We start from the raw sequence: 15,376 nt of genomic DNA on the forward strand, positions 1-15,376 counted from the left end.
TAACGATGCAGCTTTGACCGTTTCACTCATCCGGGTAACCGTCCCGCAGTTAACATAGAACGATTTAACGTTTGTCCGTCAAATGCCACCATTTGGGTTCAAAATCTGAAAGATTCACTCATCACAATATGTCGTTGATGCTTAGTGGAATGGAGTTGTGTGCATCTTGATCCACATGCTGGCGTCACGCAGGGAGCACTGCCGTTTGTAACATTTAAGCACGACAATAAAATCGTTGTGGTAAAGGACTTTGTAGAGGCCTGAAAAATAAGATGATTTATTTTACCTCCTGACTTTTTACAGGCGGCATATAAGAAACTTAAACTTAATCAGCAACGTATTGTTGTCTTGCCATGGAGAAGTGATGAAAAACTCATAAGGTGGGATGTTCATCATAACAAGACTGGTTACACTGACGGGTTGCCAGCATGGAAGTAAGCAGCATTTAGTCTATAAAGAGTAAATCAGATCTTATTGATTAATTTGCGCTAAAATCATTCTTCACTTTTATTACGCCAGTTGAAGCGACATGCTGAATTTATCCGTTGTTCGCAGTCGTTGAGCAATCGGTGCTCTGGTCCCCGTTAATCAGAAGCTGCTAAGAACAATAAATATTATTCTGAAAACTCAATTAAACCCCAAGGTTGTGGGGGGTATTTTTAAAGCGACCTTATTTAAATTAATGAATTGGTTTGGAGAACAGCCCACATTAAGTAGGGCCTTAACGGAGATCATTGACCACTTGGTGGAGTTGAATCTTTAGATATTGTCACACCCGCCAACTCGCTGAGGCCTTCGTGATTAATCTCCTCATCCGCCCCGTCGACTGCACGAGAGATGGTAAGGAGATTTTGAAATTCACTGAGTAAAATTGCAGCATCGGACTTAAGAACATCATCTGTATCGGCTGATTCAATCACAGTATTAATTGCTTTGTTGGCAGCCTCAATCATTGAGGTCACACCACCCTGTTTACTTACAGCCAGAACGAGCGCACTAATCAGAAGAGATTGCGCCTCAACACGAGCAGTTAATTGTTTCATATTCGCATCGATCTGTGAGATTTTAGCAAGCATACTCAGAACCACATTTTTCATAACCATTGCTCCTTTAAAAGGCTGATTTTAACTTTTGAAGCCATGGCTGCCAACTTCAAGGAACTGAAAAAATTCAACAGTATCAACTTTCGCATTGTCACAGTTAAATAAACACATAATTACAATAAGTTAGAAATTGAGTGAGATTCAATCATACTCATCCAGAACTTCATTTTTCTGGCCTCAACTAAAACGAGTGGGCACTTCTTCACTTTACAGGCCTGAGAATATGCCAGTTCACATACATCACAGAGGCCGCTAACTTCTGATTGATATTCGTACTCCATGTAATAGCGGAATTTTCCTCCGCACGAATTTATCCTCCAGAATCGTAAAGGTCGAAGTAATTCATCAAGCTGCCTGAAAGTCAGGCCCGTTGGGTTATGAAAACCCACTCTCACGCGATATACAGTCATGAGTTGATAATCCCTAACTCTCTGTTTTTTTTCAAGCCAGTAATAAGTCTCACTGTGATAGGAAATACCTGACCAGGCCGCCACTGAGCGGGGATTTTTCTCACCTGCCTACCTCTTTTGCCAGCACGATGGCGCAAGCGCAGTGGTACCTGCTTGTCTGCCCGACAAACCTGCAGTTGTGTGGGGAAAGGATCTCCGGGCAGTGACGCAGAAAACGTATCTGATTCTGAGGCTCAGCTGTTAAACACAATGATAATGTGTTTAACAGCTGCCCAAAGCCGTTCCAGGTATGAATACGGCGGCGGAATAATAGCAATACTATGCGGTGAAGCGGAAATCACCAGGGTGAACCGCTTTTCAGTGAACACGTCACCACGTGCACCTCTCCACAGTAAAAAGACAACGCCCTGGCAGCAGTTAAACCCTTAGCCGATAAATACCGGACATCCCTCTGCTACCCTGACGTAATTCTGGGCGTTTACACTCTATATGAGAGTTTAAAGCAACAGCGCACAGATCGAGATTTTATCCAGGCACGCTGATCGCACTATCCCTTATGAACAGCAAAGCTGGAACACAGCAGCCCGAGTGATAAATTAACCCGGTAACGAACATCAATGTTTTACCACGCAGGCTCAATCAACTCCTGGCCGATCTCACAGAAGCCTCAGCCAGTTTTTGATTCCCAACGTTCCTGGAAGTATGGCCGAAGGTGCTGGATTAAAATCCAGAACCCCTGCTTGTTGGATAGCCTAAAAGCAGGAGTTCACTTCAGATGGCAGGGTTTTTGGCTGGAGGCCTCACCAGGCACCCCGTGCTCATGTAATAAAATGACGCCATACTGAAGAAAAATCCCATAGTTGAATCATAAGGAGTGGAGCTCAATAGGCTGGTCTGCCAGATCGCAGAGGCACTTATGGGAATCGGGATACAGGATCGTGTCATGGCGCTCCAGAGAGACCATTCACGTGCTGGCTAATAGATGCGATGATAGGAGGCTCAGTACTTGCGGCTGGCCTCATTTGAAATGGAGTCAAGCAATCTGCCCGTCCCGCTGCGGGTTTCATCCGCCCTATACCGTCTCCGTTCGCCTTGTGCTGATAGCGCTCTTTTGATTGCCCGAATAGCGCAAAATGTTACCTTTTTTCTTCTGTCATCATTTTCCGTTATCAGCATGGATTGTAGCTTCATGAGAGCGATGATGATAAAGGCGCGTCCCCTTCCAGCAATTCTATCGAAGCCTCACCGATGATCGCATCGCTCTGTTTTTCTTCATCGTCGCTGTACACAGCATTTCACTTGTTCTGATAGATAATACGCCTGAACTGGCATCGCGCGGGTAACTTCTTCCCGGTGAGCTTGTTTTTCAGATTGTTCATCAGAGCATTTGTAAGAGATTATTCATCCAGTTGCAGCGCCGCTTGAGTCAACAAAGGTTTGGCGGTAAAACATTATGATAATCAGCGGAGGTTGAAATGTATAAATACCTAATCATCTATCCTGACCACTTCGAAACTTACCTGTCCGATGAAATTTTTCGACAAACCCAAGTGATTGAGATAAATGGATCAAAGTTCACTTCAGAGGTTCATCACTGCGATAATGATGGACCCTATGGCGTGCTGATTAATGAATGCAATCCAGTAGGCCATTCCAGGATAATGGAAGTCATCAGAAGGGCCAATGTCCAGCCACTTCCAGTGGTTTGAAGGGTCCCCAGGCTGTTCCCCGGAGACAATAACGCCATAATATAAACCTGCATTCCAGATGGCGTTGCGTTTAAAAAAGGACTTGCCGGTTTTCACCCTGAAGTAAAGATTCAACAGTCAGACAAATAAAGGTAGAACTTTATGGAGACTTTTGGTGTTACAGATATGTTTCGACCAGGTAGCTGCACCAGACAGGTGCAGCTACTGGTGGATGGGGAAGTGAGCAAAAAAATTTATATCCTTTCAGGTCAGGGTAGCCAGCATGAAAACGTTCATAACGTTGAGATACTGGAAAGAACTCACGGTGAGTGGCGTATGGCTATTTGTACATCAGAGACTATGTTAATAAGTAATCTAAACGATGCCTTAGCACCAAAGCGATTTATAAAGGCAGATTCTCTGTTAAGTATTAATTACCGCCAATGAATCGTTTTGTATTTTCTGCAATCTGAATAAATGACGCGCATGGATATCAGCGACGGATACGTCATGAACGCTGAACAGTATCTGACATACTTCAGGAGAAGAGAACCAATCCAGGATGGAAAAAATACAGAAAGGGAACATCTCTCGCTGGGCGGAAATTACACGAACTTATCCAGATAATGACGGGCCTGATTCATTTGGATGTTCTGCTTTCAGATATGCAGGTCTTGCAAGCAATGTCACAAAAAATAAACAGGGAATGATTACACTGTAAAAAAGCATTTGAGGGATTGAATGAAAAAACTCATACGCGGTGACAAAGAGCCAGCCCACCTGGTCGCGGCCAGCAAAGCACTCGAAGCACATCAAGCCAGGTATGGCGACGGTAACAAGCATCACCCTATCAAATATTCTATTGCCTATCGCGGCAAACACTATCAAGTTGAAGTCATCACGCGACGTAACACTATGGCAGCGACGGTGATCACAGGAGCCCGCAGCCTTGTCCGATTATCAGATTTCGCATAATTACCCCACCAGTTACGGCTCAGGAAGCAGTACGAAAGGAGCTTAATCAGTTGTTTTCACGACTCCTGAATTTAAAATACAAACCGAAGATATGGTTATCAGGCGTCGACAAATCTACACTTCAGATCGCGTCATTATAAGGACTATGCTCTGCAGGGAAAGGCAACAATTGAAGGGAAACCTTTAAAAAAATCCCGCAACCTGACCAGGTATGCCGGGCGGAAAGATCAAAAGAAATTCGCGACAAGTGAAATCGCCGAAAGATAGTAACACTGTTGAATAAAGAAAGAATGAATTATACTAATCCTGACGATTAGAAATTAAAAATTCACAACCGTGATTATATGAAATGTCGGCAAAAAAAAGCCGCCCTATCTGAACAGAGCGGCATAGCAATGCGGATTTCAAACATGAGTCTTTTTAGAATAACGAAAAGGATAGCCAGTAACAGCATTACGTCAAGTTACATCGTTATTTTTTTGTGGCCTGCTACGTTTACCCTGACAGATGGACGTTAACTTTTTCTGCTGCGCCTGCTCGTTATAACTCTCAAGTAATTTATGGCTCTCTTCCTTCAGGCGAAAACGTTCCTTCTCCCTGACCCGGTCACCTCCCTGAAAATATTCCACGATGCCAGGCTCAATCAGCGCTACTCATGTGGTGGGCTTCATACGTTCCGGAATAGTTGCTCTTTACTGCATCAGGGCATCAGGGGCATCGTGCGGAAATGTTTGGGTGCCTGCTTCATTTCTCTCCCGTTCAACATTTCTACTAACGCTAAAAGGGTTGAACGCTCCTGTAATCAGGGTTACGGGCATTTATTATAATTCAGACCCATTCTGAACTTGAAAAGTTGGTGGCAAGTGATAAAAAATCATGAAATATCAGCCATCTCTTTAAGAAACGCGCACCTGATTAATAATGCCTGCATAAAAGGATTTCGCAATGGGTTTCAATGGGTTTCAATGAAATCAAGATCGTTACATACTTATATCATTAAAGTATTTTTGTTAAAAAATACAACATGATGCAATAGCTATCTTACTATTTCCCGACGGGGTGAGAACGGCAAAAACAGTAGACATGCTATCTAAGTTTATTGCTACGTCAACGTTATGCGAAGAGAAAAATCCGGGCCGGATTTGACCAGTCTGGCCCTTTTAATCACTTTTTCTGATGTCGCTGCAACCGCATGAATCTTGAATCTGCCACATAGTCATACTTCACCCGGTTAACGTTATTGTTGTCAGATACCAGCATCCGAAAATCCGGTTGAAAAGGTTATTCAAGTTGTGTCTGATAAGTAAGTGTCAGTGACTGTTTTTCAACAGTCACTGGCCTGAACACATCATTCACTGCCTGCCAAAAAGGAATTTAAGGATCAAAGAGAGCCTGAATTACCTCTTCATAATGAAGAATTATCATTCGGCTGGTGTACACCTGGCCTAACTAGTACGTATCGTCTGTGTAAGAAAAGGCAGATGGAGTCTGCTGATAATATGGACGTCAGTGATATTTTTCCCTTTTATGTACCCGATGATATGGTGTGCAGATGTATCAGACAAATGGGCGGATTCTCAGTTTACTTAATCAGCACGGTGGTGCTAAGTGCGGCCTGTTGCTACGTATAAATATGATGATGTGGCAGATTTTCAGTATAAACAATCGTCGTAGAATGTCTTGCGGGTTGTGAAGGGATCAGACTGATAAATGATTTTCTTTGAATGAAGCCCGGCTGCGGAACGCCGGGCAACAATGTAAAGCAGGAGGCCGCCTCTCCGCGGCCTCCGACTCACCTTTATCATAGATGTAGTCGAGGAATTCTGCCTTAACTTTTTTTCCGCTGTCTCAGCCGTTAAATTCAATTCTGCATTTGCTTACCCGCCTGTCTCCTGCCACATATATCCCTATTAATACTTTGCATAAAACAGCTCGTATCAGGAGAGGATGTCACATGGCAACTCACGTACCGGATGCGGGTCACAAAACGTGCAGAGTACGCACACAGCCGGAACCTGCTCAGCTCCTTTTTGCGCCACGCCGATGGGGGCAGCTGGCAGCCTGAATGTTGACGGCGACATCATGGTGTTTGAGGGGGCCGGAGAGACTTAACGCGATGACATTGTTGACGCCTGAACGAACGGTGAGTTCACGGATACGCACCTCCAGTTGCATCTCCCTCTCTCCATACTCCCGATGAATTGCTATCCTTTATCAGGATAAACGTCAGTTGCTCGATATGATGACCGGTATCTTCAGCCGCAGTAGTGTGTGCGCAAGTGATATTCCCAGACCGGCCTAAAATCGTTTCAATCGAGTCAGAAGGGCTGCGTCAGACATTTAGACAAAAATACATGTTGTAGTGATGAAATTCATACTGTTCGCCAGAATCACACGTTCTGGTAAGTGATGTGAGATTACAAAATCTCATTGTGAAATTGCTCATGAAATTTTTCAGAAGTAAATATTGAGATGCACAGACCATCGGTACTGGGTCAGTTTGATTCCACCCGTATACGATCTCTGTTTGTATCACGCAGAAATTCTTTTACTTCTATACAGGCAGGCCTAATGTATTGTCGCTGTTAGCCGATAAATAATGTGTGCCTCATCAGGGTACACATAACCGATACTGCGACTGATTGTGCTTATGGCTTCCTGCCGGGAGCCATTTTTTTAATTACACTGGCTGCACAGATAATTTCTGACCCGAGCCTTGCGCCTGCCACGGCTGGTGCTGGCGCCTGTTCAACGCTTTGTCAGATCTGCAGGTAACTAAACAGGAAGAAACAATATTTCGTTAAACAATCAGGAAGAAATTCTGGTGACAGGGTTGAAATGTTTTACAGTAAGATAAACTGCAGCCATCGTGATGGCCCATCTTTTGTAAAAACAGGGTCCAGTCAGTCCATGAAACGTTAACGATATAAACCAACTTATTTGCGGAACTGCTCTATCGGATTAACCACCTTATTTTTTATCAGCGATTCAGAGTAGAACGTTAAGCCCGGCCCGCCTTGCAGCGATTACTGACTTTCATATCGCTCAACATTCTGCTCGGCCTCTTCAAGTTCTGACATCAGAGCAGCAAGGTCCACCATGCCAGCCGCCGGGTTGCGACTCGCGCGCTGGTACCGAAGCCTGAGCGCACTAAGGCGTATCAGCGCTTCCCGGTAGGGTGTGGCACCGTTTTTCATTGTGACGTCTCCTTTTCACACAAAGCATCGTGTTTATCGCTCATTAAGCGACTCTATCATGGAGGCATACAGCCAGGTGGCCGTTGTCGCCTGAAAAAGCGTGCATTACGTCACAAAAATATATGTCGCACGACTGAGCCCCAAAGAGAGCCGTTACCAATTGGCAGGTTAAATGCTGAAAGGGAGGTGTTACAATAGAAAAATAACCCGGGATGTTCAGTCCCGGGCTCAAGGCTGGATTTCACATAACCAGTCTCACGCCGGCTGTGTAAAGCGGACCACGGTCCTGAAAAGCGTACTGCAAACGTCACGAACGGCCATCATTGTGGTCGGATGCGCTCGCTTATTTTAATACGCAGGAGGAAAAACCCTTCCAGGAAGTATCTGATTTTCCTTAATTATCCTCCTGACTGTGAAATCTCTCTCTCACTGTACAGATTTCGCAGAAATAATCCCTGAAGACTACTGCGGCATAAAAAACATGCATGCGGCATCTGTAGCACTCGGTATCATCAGAAGTGGATCCATTTACGATGCCGGAAATTCTGGTAACGCCACATTATATGTCCTGACGATCCCCCGCTAACCGATGGGGCATTATCTCCTCACGCAACAGTATGCCAGCGACTCTCATCCTGCCCTGCCGCGGTCAGGTTGCGGAAGGAGAACGACTTTTAAGTCAAAATAGATGGCCAGCCGGATGGGTTCGCCTCACAGTAACCGGTTTATTTCAGGCTGGCGTCTGCCGCCAACAACCAGGAGCTGAAACGCCGCAGGAACTGCGGACAAAATGTCCGCTGCACGCGGCATGCCGTAATTTATCTGGACCCTCTGTCCCCTCTCAGTTCGGCACACCTGCTGCTTGTCGGCCTGCGTAGGCGCTTCTTCAACTGTCCGCCAGTCTTATACCGTCGCCTTCTGCCGTGAGAAGCGCCTCAAAATCCCCGGCGGTGAGAGGCCTGCAAAGCCCGTTACCCTGCATGATATCGCACTGGGCGGTCGTCACGAACACCCGCTGCGCAGTATCCTCTATACCCTCCGCCGCCACACTGAGTCCAAGACTTTTGCCTAGCGCCGCGACAGCCCGGAACATCATCCTTACACGTAGGCTGGTACCCAGCTCCAGGGTCAGCGACTTGTCAATCTTGAAGCCGCTGACGAATCCGTAGCGCAGGAGACGAATGGCGCCCAGCGTGCGTCCGTAATGATCGATGACGAACGCGGCTCCCGTGAGCCTGATAGCCTCAAATTGCGTCGGCGAGTCCTGCACCAGTCCCGTCAGCAGCGGTTCATCCACCTCCAGATCCACAAAGGCTGCGTCGCCGCCTGCCGACTCCCGCAGCACGCTTTCCAGCCCTGGGCCGGAAAGCTGACGTGGGAACAGATTAACGCTGACACGTAGCTGCGGGCAGCGAGCCTGCCACTGGCGGACCTGCGCCAGCGCGGTGCGGATAATCCAGTCGCCAAGCGTGACTGACAACGGACTTTTACCAACATCTCAATAAACTCAGCGGGCAGTAGCAAGCCACGCGCGGGGTGCTGCCAGCGGACCAGCGCCTCGCAGCCCAACAGGCGTCCGCTGTCGGCATCATAGCGCGGCTGGTAGTGAAGGATGAACTGCTGCTGCCGCACAGCAGTTTCCAGCTCACGCTCAAAGCGTCGGCGCCGCTGCTCAGCTTCAAGGAATTCAGGACGGAACAGAACGCTGCGCCCCTTGCCAGACGCCTTGGCCTGGTAAAGAGCCAGGTCTGCTGCCGACATCACCGACGACGCGTCCTGACCATGATCCGGGTAGGAGGCAATGCCAGTGCTGGCGCCAACTACTACAGGTGTATCGTGATAGCTGAAAGGCGTCTGTACGGCGGAAATCAGACGTTCCGCCGTCAGGCCCGCCCGGTTACTTCCGCCCGTCAGCAGAATGATAAACTCATCACCGCCAAGCCGGGCGGCAGTGACCGCGTCCGCGCACACCAGCCGGATCTGCTCCGCGACGTGACAGAGCAGCGCGTCGCCGGCGGCGTGCCCGAGCGTATCATTCACCTCCTTGAAGCCATCCAGGTCAGTCATCAGCAGCGTATATGACACACCGGCCTCAGTCAGTTGCTCCAGCTGCAGCATGAACGCGCGACGGCTGGCAAGCCGGGTCAGCATGTCCAGTGAGGCGAGCTCGCAAAGGCGAGCCTCGCTCTCATGTCGGGCGGTGACGTCACGGATAATCATCCCCACCAGCCGTTCACCGCCCTCCCGCCAGCCAGAAAACGAGACTTCAGCAGGAAACTCCCGGCCGTCGCGCCGCTGCCCCCATATCTGCAGCGTGCGCGGTTGTGAAATCGCTGCCTCTTCGCTGGTGATACGTTCGAGCTCGTTGCGGTAGTCGGTCTGGCAGCGTTCGGGAATAAGCCCGGCCACATACTGGCCCACCATCTCCTGCGCGCCGTAACCAAATATAACGGTGGCGGCCGGATTCCAGAAGGTAATGCCACGCTGCAGGTCGGTGCAGATAATGGCGTCCGGGGAGGTGGCTGAGATGGACTCCAGCCGCTGCTGGCTGGCGTGACGGAGCATTTCGAGCCGGTGGACCTCCATCCGGTCCATCACCAGCGAGGCTATGTCGGCCAGGTGCTGTCGGTCTGCGTCCGCCAGAGGTGGGCGCGGCTGCGTGTCGGTAAGGCACACGGTACCAATATGGTAACCGTCCGGCGTGGCCAGTGGGATCCCCGCGTAGAATCGGATATGCGGGTAGCCATGGACCAGCGGGCTGTCGCGAAAGCGCGGATCATCAAGGGTATCCGGTACACAGAGGATCTCCCCCTTCGCCAGCGTGTGATCGCAGAAAGCCACGTGGCGAGCTGTGCCGGAGATGTTAAGCCCGTAGCGGGACGAAAAAAACTGCCGCTGATCGTCAATCAGTGAGACGAAGGCGGTGGGTACACGAAAGAGGCGCGCGGCCAGGGTGGTAAGCCGGTCAAGCGCGTCCTCCGGGAGCGCATTCGCCTGCTGATAGTGCGCCAGCGCGGCGAGACGGGCGGTCTCGTGGTCTTCTGAGGTCGGGCGTTTCAGAGTCTGTCCCCTCTTGTAAAATGAGCTGTGGCCGGCATGACACAGTAAAAAAGGGACACGTTCAATCAGACGAGACCGCAGAAATTCCTGCCGCCCCGCCGCCGGAAGAAAGGCCCGTCAGCTGGCCCCGATGCGGGCGGGCTCAGATATAAAATGACGCCGCGTCACCGGGGCATCAAAAAGATGATAATTCCTGAGCATTCCACGGCAATAATCCGCCTTTCAGGTAAGCGCAGACGCGCAGACTGAAGTGCACGTCTTAGGGAGTAGAAATTACGAGGTCCTCCACCTTCCCCAGCCGTGCGGTGGGTCTCTTCAATCTCGGGATACCCGTGTCGTGCCGCACAGTAAAATTTCTGCACAAGCCCTTGTCTTCTTATCGGCCAACCCTGTCTTAACTTCAGGGACTGCCAGCGGACAGAGCCTGCTACTTTTTCTTTTGCGGCACCAGGGCATAGTGAGGATGACGCCCGGCGAGAAGCAGCAGGAGTTCATACTCTCCCTGACTCAGGGGGGCGGGATTTTTGCCGCCTCCTTCATCTGCCAGACGCGCAGGCTGAGTTCAAACCGCTCGGCGGCAGACTCCTGCGACAAGCCGGCGGCAAGCCGTAGTTCCCGCACATCGGAACCGACAACGACAGGGCGATATAGAAGCTGATTTCCCAGAAGACACTCCCTTTAACCATTGCGCTCCGGACAGGACCGGAAGGATGAAAAATAGCGTGAAGTATTCAACGCATTATAAAATTATCATTATATTATCTTAACTTTTATTGCGTAATGCAATGCACACAACTTGATCCTTCAAAGGTTAACCGCAAGCCGGAATAAATTAATCACAGAGCCGCTTCGTATTATTTCTTTTGTGGGAATATTTTATTTTCGCCGCCCCAGGAATCCTCTCCTTTTTTAACAAAAAACTTACACAGAGATTATTCCGGTATTTTCTGTCTGATTATTCGCCAGGATAGGCAGGGCTTACTGGCGGCAACGTTTTCTATACCGCCTTACCCTGTAATGATAAAAAGGACAACCTCATGAAAAATCGCGATTATATTCAGCGACGGGTCCCAGCTGACCTCAGCAAGATAGACATTCGTCAACAGTGGCAGATAACCTTCTGGACGCTTGAGCTTCGTACGACGCAGGAACGCCTGAGCCGTGCCATACGCGAAGCGGGTCCTGATACCGGCAAGGTACGCGAGTGGCTTGAGAAAAACCCGCCAGGTATCGCCTCACGCGGCTGAGACCTGGCGGCAAAATCAGGACTTCTGAGTGGCCCACCTGAACAATCAGGACAGATCGCGCAACCTGCTGAGTCATGTTGACTGCGGCCGTCGAGTATCAACGATGCCCGAAGCTACCCATTGTCCTTGATGTGTTGAGGTAGCCGGGGGATCCTCCAGACACCATTTGCCGACAAAACGGAAGTCTCATTAACCCTGGCGCTGCCATCTGTCGCCGCAGGCAGGGTAAAACGGGTGATCGCGCCACCCAGCGCAGTCGTCTGCCCACTCAGGCTGCCCGCAGTAGCGGAGACTTGCTGCACCAGCGTGGCGTTCTGCTGCGTAACGCGGTCAAGCTCCGCCACGGCGAGCGTGACCTGCGCGATCCCTTTGCTCTGTTCTTCCGATGCCAGGGCAATCTGGCCAATCAGCGCATTGACTCCTTCGCCGCCTCGCAACACCTCGTTCATCGTGGCACCGGCGCTGTCTGCTGAACGTCTCCCATCGCTGATGCGCACCACGGTGTCGGCAATCAGCCCTTCAATTTCTTTCGAGGCGGCTGCGCTGCGCTGCGCCAACGAGCGCACTTCAGAAGCCACAACGGCAAAACCACGCCCCTGCTCACCGGCACGGGCGGCCTCGACAGCGGCATTAAGCGCCAGGATATTGGTCTGGAAGGCAATGCTGTTAATGGTCGAGGTAAACTGTCGGATCTTTTCTGAGCCCTCTGCGATCCCGCCCATGGCGTCAACCACGGTCTGCATCAGCTCCGCGCCCCGCTGCGTTATGTCGGCAGTGAGGCCTGCCAGCTCGCGCGCTTCGCGGGCGTGTCCGCGTTATGAGTGACCGTGGCAGTGATTTCCTCCATGCTGGCCGCGGTCTGCTCAAGCGCGGCGGCCTGAGTGGAGGTTCTGTCGGACAGGTCGGCGTTGCCGGCGGCAATCTCGCCGGCCTCACGGTGCAGGATAACCGCGTTATCACGGATAGCTTCCACCGCGTCCAGCAGGCTGTACTGCATCTCCCTGACCAGCGGCACCAGTTGCCCGACGCAGTTGCGGCCCAAATCTTCCGGCTCTCGCGTGAGGTCGCCGTCCGCAATGGTCTGCAGGTGCGCGCGGATTTTTGCCACCGGTCGCACGAGGTACACCAGTAAGTAGCGGTCGCAGAACGCCAGCAGCGCGATGGCGGCCAGTAGCGCGGTGAAGAGGATAACTTCAAGCCGGTGTCGCTCTGCCATAACCGGTGCATCCTCGGCCGCCAGCTGCCGGGTCAGGGCCTCGAGCCGCTCGCGCGCCGCATCAGGGTAGCGGTCAGGTGCGGATAGCGCGGCGCGGTAACCGTCCCAGGCCGCGTCTGACGGGACAGCAGTCAGCAACGACATCTTATCGGTCAGGGTCCCGTCCTGCATGACAAGCCCTGCCCGGGTGAGAAAGGTCAGCTGCTGTGTCAGGGTGTCAGCGCGGTCGGCATGGCGATACATCTCGCGTAGCGTCAGCGAGCCATAGCCGCCTGCAAGCGCCAGCACACCCAGTGAGAAGAGCATCATCCAGAGCACGACGCGTCGGATGGTAAAGTGTCTGAGTAACTGCATGGAATTTTCCCCGGTGTGGCTATTATTAAATAACAATAAAATTTATTGCTTATTTTAATTGCGTGCGTTATTAAATTGCGCACTACATTTATTTATAGAGAGTCTGGCAGGAATAATTAAAAAAGGACACTTGCAGACGATAAAATAAAAGAATCGTCCTGCATTAAATAATTCGCTAAAGAAAATAAAAATGACATCAGACCAGATAGAGCCTATAGTGGTCCTCATATTAAAGTTTTTATAGTTCTTCCCTTTCGCAGAAATCGCCTTTCATAACGGTTCGTTAATATACATTTTTCCTTTTTAATTTCGCACCGGAACCAGGCCGGGGCGGAGGAATCTATGCTGAAAAATCTCAGTGGCGACGACGATCGCCGCGCGCGGGCGCTCAAGGCGCTGCGCAGTCCCGACGAAAGTCGCGACGACGTGCTTCGCAAGTTTGTCCGGCTGGCGAGCCAGGCACTCGGCATCCCGGGCAGTTTTATTTCTGTACTGGACGATGAGTTCCAGTACGTACAGGCCGCCCACAACTTTGCGCTGGAAGTGTCTTCCCGCGAGAACTCCCTCTGTCGACACGCTGTGGATAGTGACAGCGCGGTGGTCGTGCCAGATACGGGGCTGGACGCCCGTTTTGTGACGCATCCGCTGATCACCGGCGCGCCGTATATCCGCTTCTATGCCGGCGTACCCCTGAAAAACCGCGACGGAATCGTGCTAGGCACGCTGTGCGTCACGGACACCGAGCCGCACCCGTTTGGCGCCGAGCAGGTTACCACCCTGAAGCTGCTGGCCGCGCTGGTGATGTCGTTTCTGGAGGCCTGGCACTCCGCCGGATTTACCGACCCGGTTACCGGCCTGCCCAACCGCCAGCGCCTCATCCGCGACCTGCAGTTTCTGGCCGCATCGGGCGACAACGCGCCACGCAGACTGGTACTGATTGACTGCATTGACATGCCACGCGCCTACGAACTCGCTCGTTCTGTGGGCATGGAGCCGGTGGAAAGCCTGCTGAAAGACGTGGCCACCCTGCTCCCTCTGCGCCTGCGCCCGGCGCCTGACGAGATGCTCTATACCGTCGCCACAGGGCGATTTGCCGTCCTGACACGCGATAGCAGTCATGTGAGTGCGGACTGGGTCGCAGGGCGCCTGGAGGGGATCAGCGCCGACCTCGGGGATGGGATCGCCGTGGCGCTCAGCACCCACACCGGCGAAGTGGGCTTCCACACGGGCAGCATTTCGGCACAGGAAGCGCTGCGCCGGGCAGTCAGCGCGCTGCACGAGGCTATCGGCCGGGGCGTTCCCGCCATGCGATTTAGTCAGGCAAGCGATGCACGCCATACACAGGACTTTACCCTGATGAACGACCTCGCCGCCGCGCTGCGTGAAAACAGAGGTCTGTGGCTAGCCTTTCAGCCTAAAATTTGCCTGCACAGCGGCAGGCCCGTAGGTCTGGAGGCACTGATCCGCTGGCGTCACCCGGTGCGCGGTGAACTTTCTCCCGCTCTGTTTGTGCCACTGGCAGAGCAAACCCAACTGCTAAGCGAACTGACGGTCTGGGTCACCGATAGCGCCATCGCCCGCCTCATGAGGCTGCGCAACAGCTGTATTCAGCTTCCGGTAACGATAAATGTCAGCAGCCGGGACTTTGCGCGCGAAGGGTTTGCTGACGCGCTGGAAGTGAAGATGATAAGGGCTAAACTCCCCACCTCACTGCTGGGCATTGAGTGTCTGGAGACCGAACGTATTATTGAGAGTCCATCGGCAATGCGCGGGCTGGAGATGCTCAAGCTGCGTGGATTTGGGATTTCGCTCGATGACTTCGGTACCGGCTACAGCAACATCAGTTATTTGCGGAGCATGCCCCTGGACATCATCAAACTGGACCGCACCCTCATCAGTGAAATTTCGTCCGACACCGCCTCGCGCATCATCGCACGCAGCATTATTGGCATGCTGAAGGAGCTGGACTACACGGTGCTTGCTGAAGGCGTTGAGAATGCGGAAACGGTTACCGCTCTCACGGAGTACGGCTGTGACCAGGCGCAGGGATTTTTTTATTCCCGTCCGCTGCCGGAAGCAGAGCTCGATGAGTGGCTGTCCTGGAAGCTGCGCAGCCAGTGCTGACT

At 51.5% G+C, this 15,376-nt stretch carries 8 protein-coding genes and 3 pseudogenes; 4 read left to right on the forward strand and 7 right to left on the reverse strand.

Annotated elements, in window-relative coordinates:
- Nucleotides 1-731 precede the first annotated feature (731 nt).
- On the reverse strand, nucleotides 732-1,097 hold the full coding sequence (iraP, locus tag HA45_RS12930) for an anti-adapter protein IraP (RefSeq protein WP_100702929.1): 366 nt from the start codon (nucleotides 1,095-1,097) through the stop codon (nucleotides 732-734).
- Nucleotides 1,098-1,216: 119 nt separating this feature from the next.
- On the reverse strand, nucleotides 1,217-1,513 hold the full coding sequence (locus HA45_RS28205) for a hypothetical protein (protein ID WP_128598949.1): 297 nt from the start codon (nucleotides 1,511-1,513) through the stop codon (nucleotides 1,217-1,219).
- Between the two features lie 1,850 nt (nucleotides 1,514-3,363).
- Between HA45_RS28205 and HA45_RS12940 the strand changes: the two genes are divergently transcribed.
- Both HA45_RS12940 and HA45_RS12945 read left to right on the forward strand, forming a co-directional pair.
- The gene (locus HA45_RS12940) at nucleotides 3,364-3,648 is read left to right on the forward strand and encodes a hypothetical protein (RefSeq protein ID WP_128598950.1); all 285 of its coding nucleotides are present in this window, start codon (nucleotides 3,364-3,366) and stop codon (nucleotides 3,646-3,648) included.
- Between the two features lie 294 nt (nucleotides 3,649-3,942).
- A complete protein-coding gene (locus HA45_RS12945) occupies nucleotides 3,943-4,176 on the forward strand; it encodes a DUF4060 family protein (protein WP_100702933.1) in 234 nt (77 codons plus the stop codon).
- Between the two features lie 2,019 nt (nucleotides 4,177-6,195).
- Here HA45_RS12945 and HA45_RS27315 read toward each other — a convergent pair.
- The 4 genes and pseudogenes from HA45_RS27315 to HA45_RS28210 all read right to left on the reverse strand — a co-directional run bounded on the left by HA45_RS27315 (nucleotide 6,196) and on the right by HA45_RS28210 (nucleotide 11,099).
- Entirely contained in the window at nucleotides 6,196-6,351 is a 156-nt protein-coding gene (locus HA45_RS27315) for a hypothetical protein (RefSeq protein WP_158087318.1), read from the reverse strand.
- Nucleotides 6,352-7,202: 851 nt separating this feature from the next.
- Entirely contained in the window at nucleotides 7,203-7,373 is a 171-nt protein-coding gene (locus HA45_RS27520; protein WP_167390580.1) for a hypothetical protein, read from the reverse strand.
- Nucleotides 7,374-8,259: 886 nt separating this feature from the next.
- Nucleotides 8,260-10,385 (reverse strand): annotated as a pseudogene (locus HA45_RS12950) (putative bifunctional diguanylate cyclase/phosphodiesterase).
- 475 nt (nucleotides 10,386-10,860) lie between these two features.
- A pseudogene (locus tag HA45_RS28210) lies at nucleotides 10,861-11,099 on the reverse strand (transcriptional regulator).
- A 371-nt stretch (nucleotides 11,100-11,470) separates the two neighbouring features.
- On the opposite strand from HA45_RS28210, the gene HA45_RS12960 reads away from it, so the two are divergent.
- A complete protein-coding gene (locus tag HA45_RS12960; protein WP_100702936.1) occupies nucleotides 11,471-11,680 on the forward strand; it encodes a DUF3606 domain-containing protein in 210 nt (69 codons plus the stop codon).
- 113 nt (nucleotides 11,681-11,793) lie between these two features.
- Here the strand turns inward: HA45_RS12960 and HA45_RS12965 are convergent.
- A pseudogene (locus HA45_RS12965) lies at nucleotides 11,794-13,250 on the reverse strand (methyl-accepting chemotaxis protein).
- A gap of 342 nt (nucleotides 13,251-13,592) precedes the next feature.
- Between HA45_RS12965 and HA45_RS12970 the strand changes: the two are divergent.
- Nucleotides 13,593-15,374, forward strand: coding sequence for a bifunctional diguanylate cyclase/phosphodiesterase (locus HA45_RS12970; protein ID WP_100702938.1), 1,782 nt, complete (start codon nucleotides 13,593-13,595; stop codon nucleotides 15,372-15,374).
- Nucleotides 15,375-15,376: the final 2 nt, after the last annotated feature.

This window comes from Pantoea rodasii (assembly GCF_002095465.1).
GTDB classification, from domain to species: Bacteria; Pseudomonadota; Gammaproteobacteria; order Enterobacterales; family Enterobacteriaceae; genus Pantoea; species Pantoea rodasii.

Excerpts from the sequence above, each read along its gene's own strand:
- HA45_RS28205 (WP_128598949.1), bottom strand. The coding sequence starts at position 1,513 with ATGACTGTATATCGCGTGAGAGTGGGTTTTCATAACCCAACGGGCCTG.
- HA45_RS27520 (WP_167390580.1), bottom strand. The coding sequence starts at position 7,373 with ATGAAAAACGGTGCCACACCCTACCGGGAAGCGCTGATACGCCTTAGT.
- HA45_RS12945 (WP_100702933.1), top strand. The coding sequence starts at position 3,943 with ATGAAAAAACTCATACGCGGTGACAAAGAGCCAGCCCACCTGGTCGCG.
- iraP (WP_100702929.1), bottom strand. The coding sequence starts at position 1,097 with ATGAAAAATGTGGTTCTGAGTATGCTTGCTAAAATCTCACAGATCGAT.
- HA45_RS12970 (WP_100702938.1), top strand. The coding sequence starts at position 13,593 with ATGCTGAAAAATCTCAGTGGCGACGACGATCGCCGCGCGCGGGCGCTC.
- HA45_RS12940 (WP_128598950.1), top strand. The coding sequence starts at position 3,364 with ATGGAGACTTTTGGTGTTACAGATATGTTTCGACCAGGTAGCTGCACC.
- HA45_RS12960 (WP_100702936.1), top strand. The coding sequence starts at position 11,471 with ATGAAAAATCGCGATTATATTCAGCGACGGGTCCCAGCTGACCTCAGC.
- HA45_RS27315 (WP_158087318.1), bottom strand. The coding sequence starts at position 6,351 with ATGCAACTGGAGGTGCGTATCCGTGAACTCACCGTTCGTTCAGGCGTC.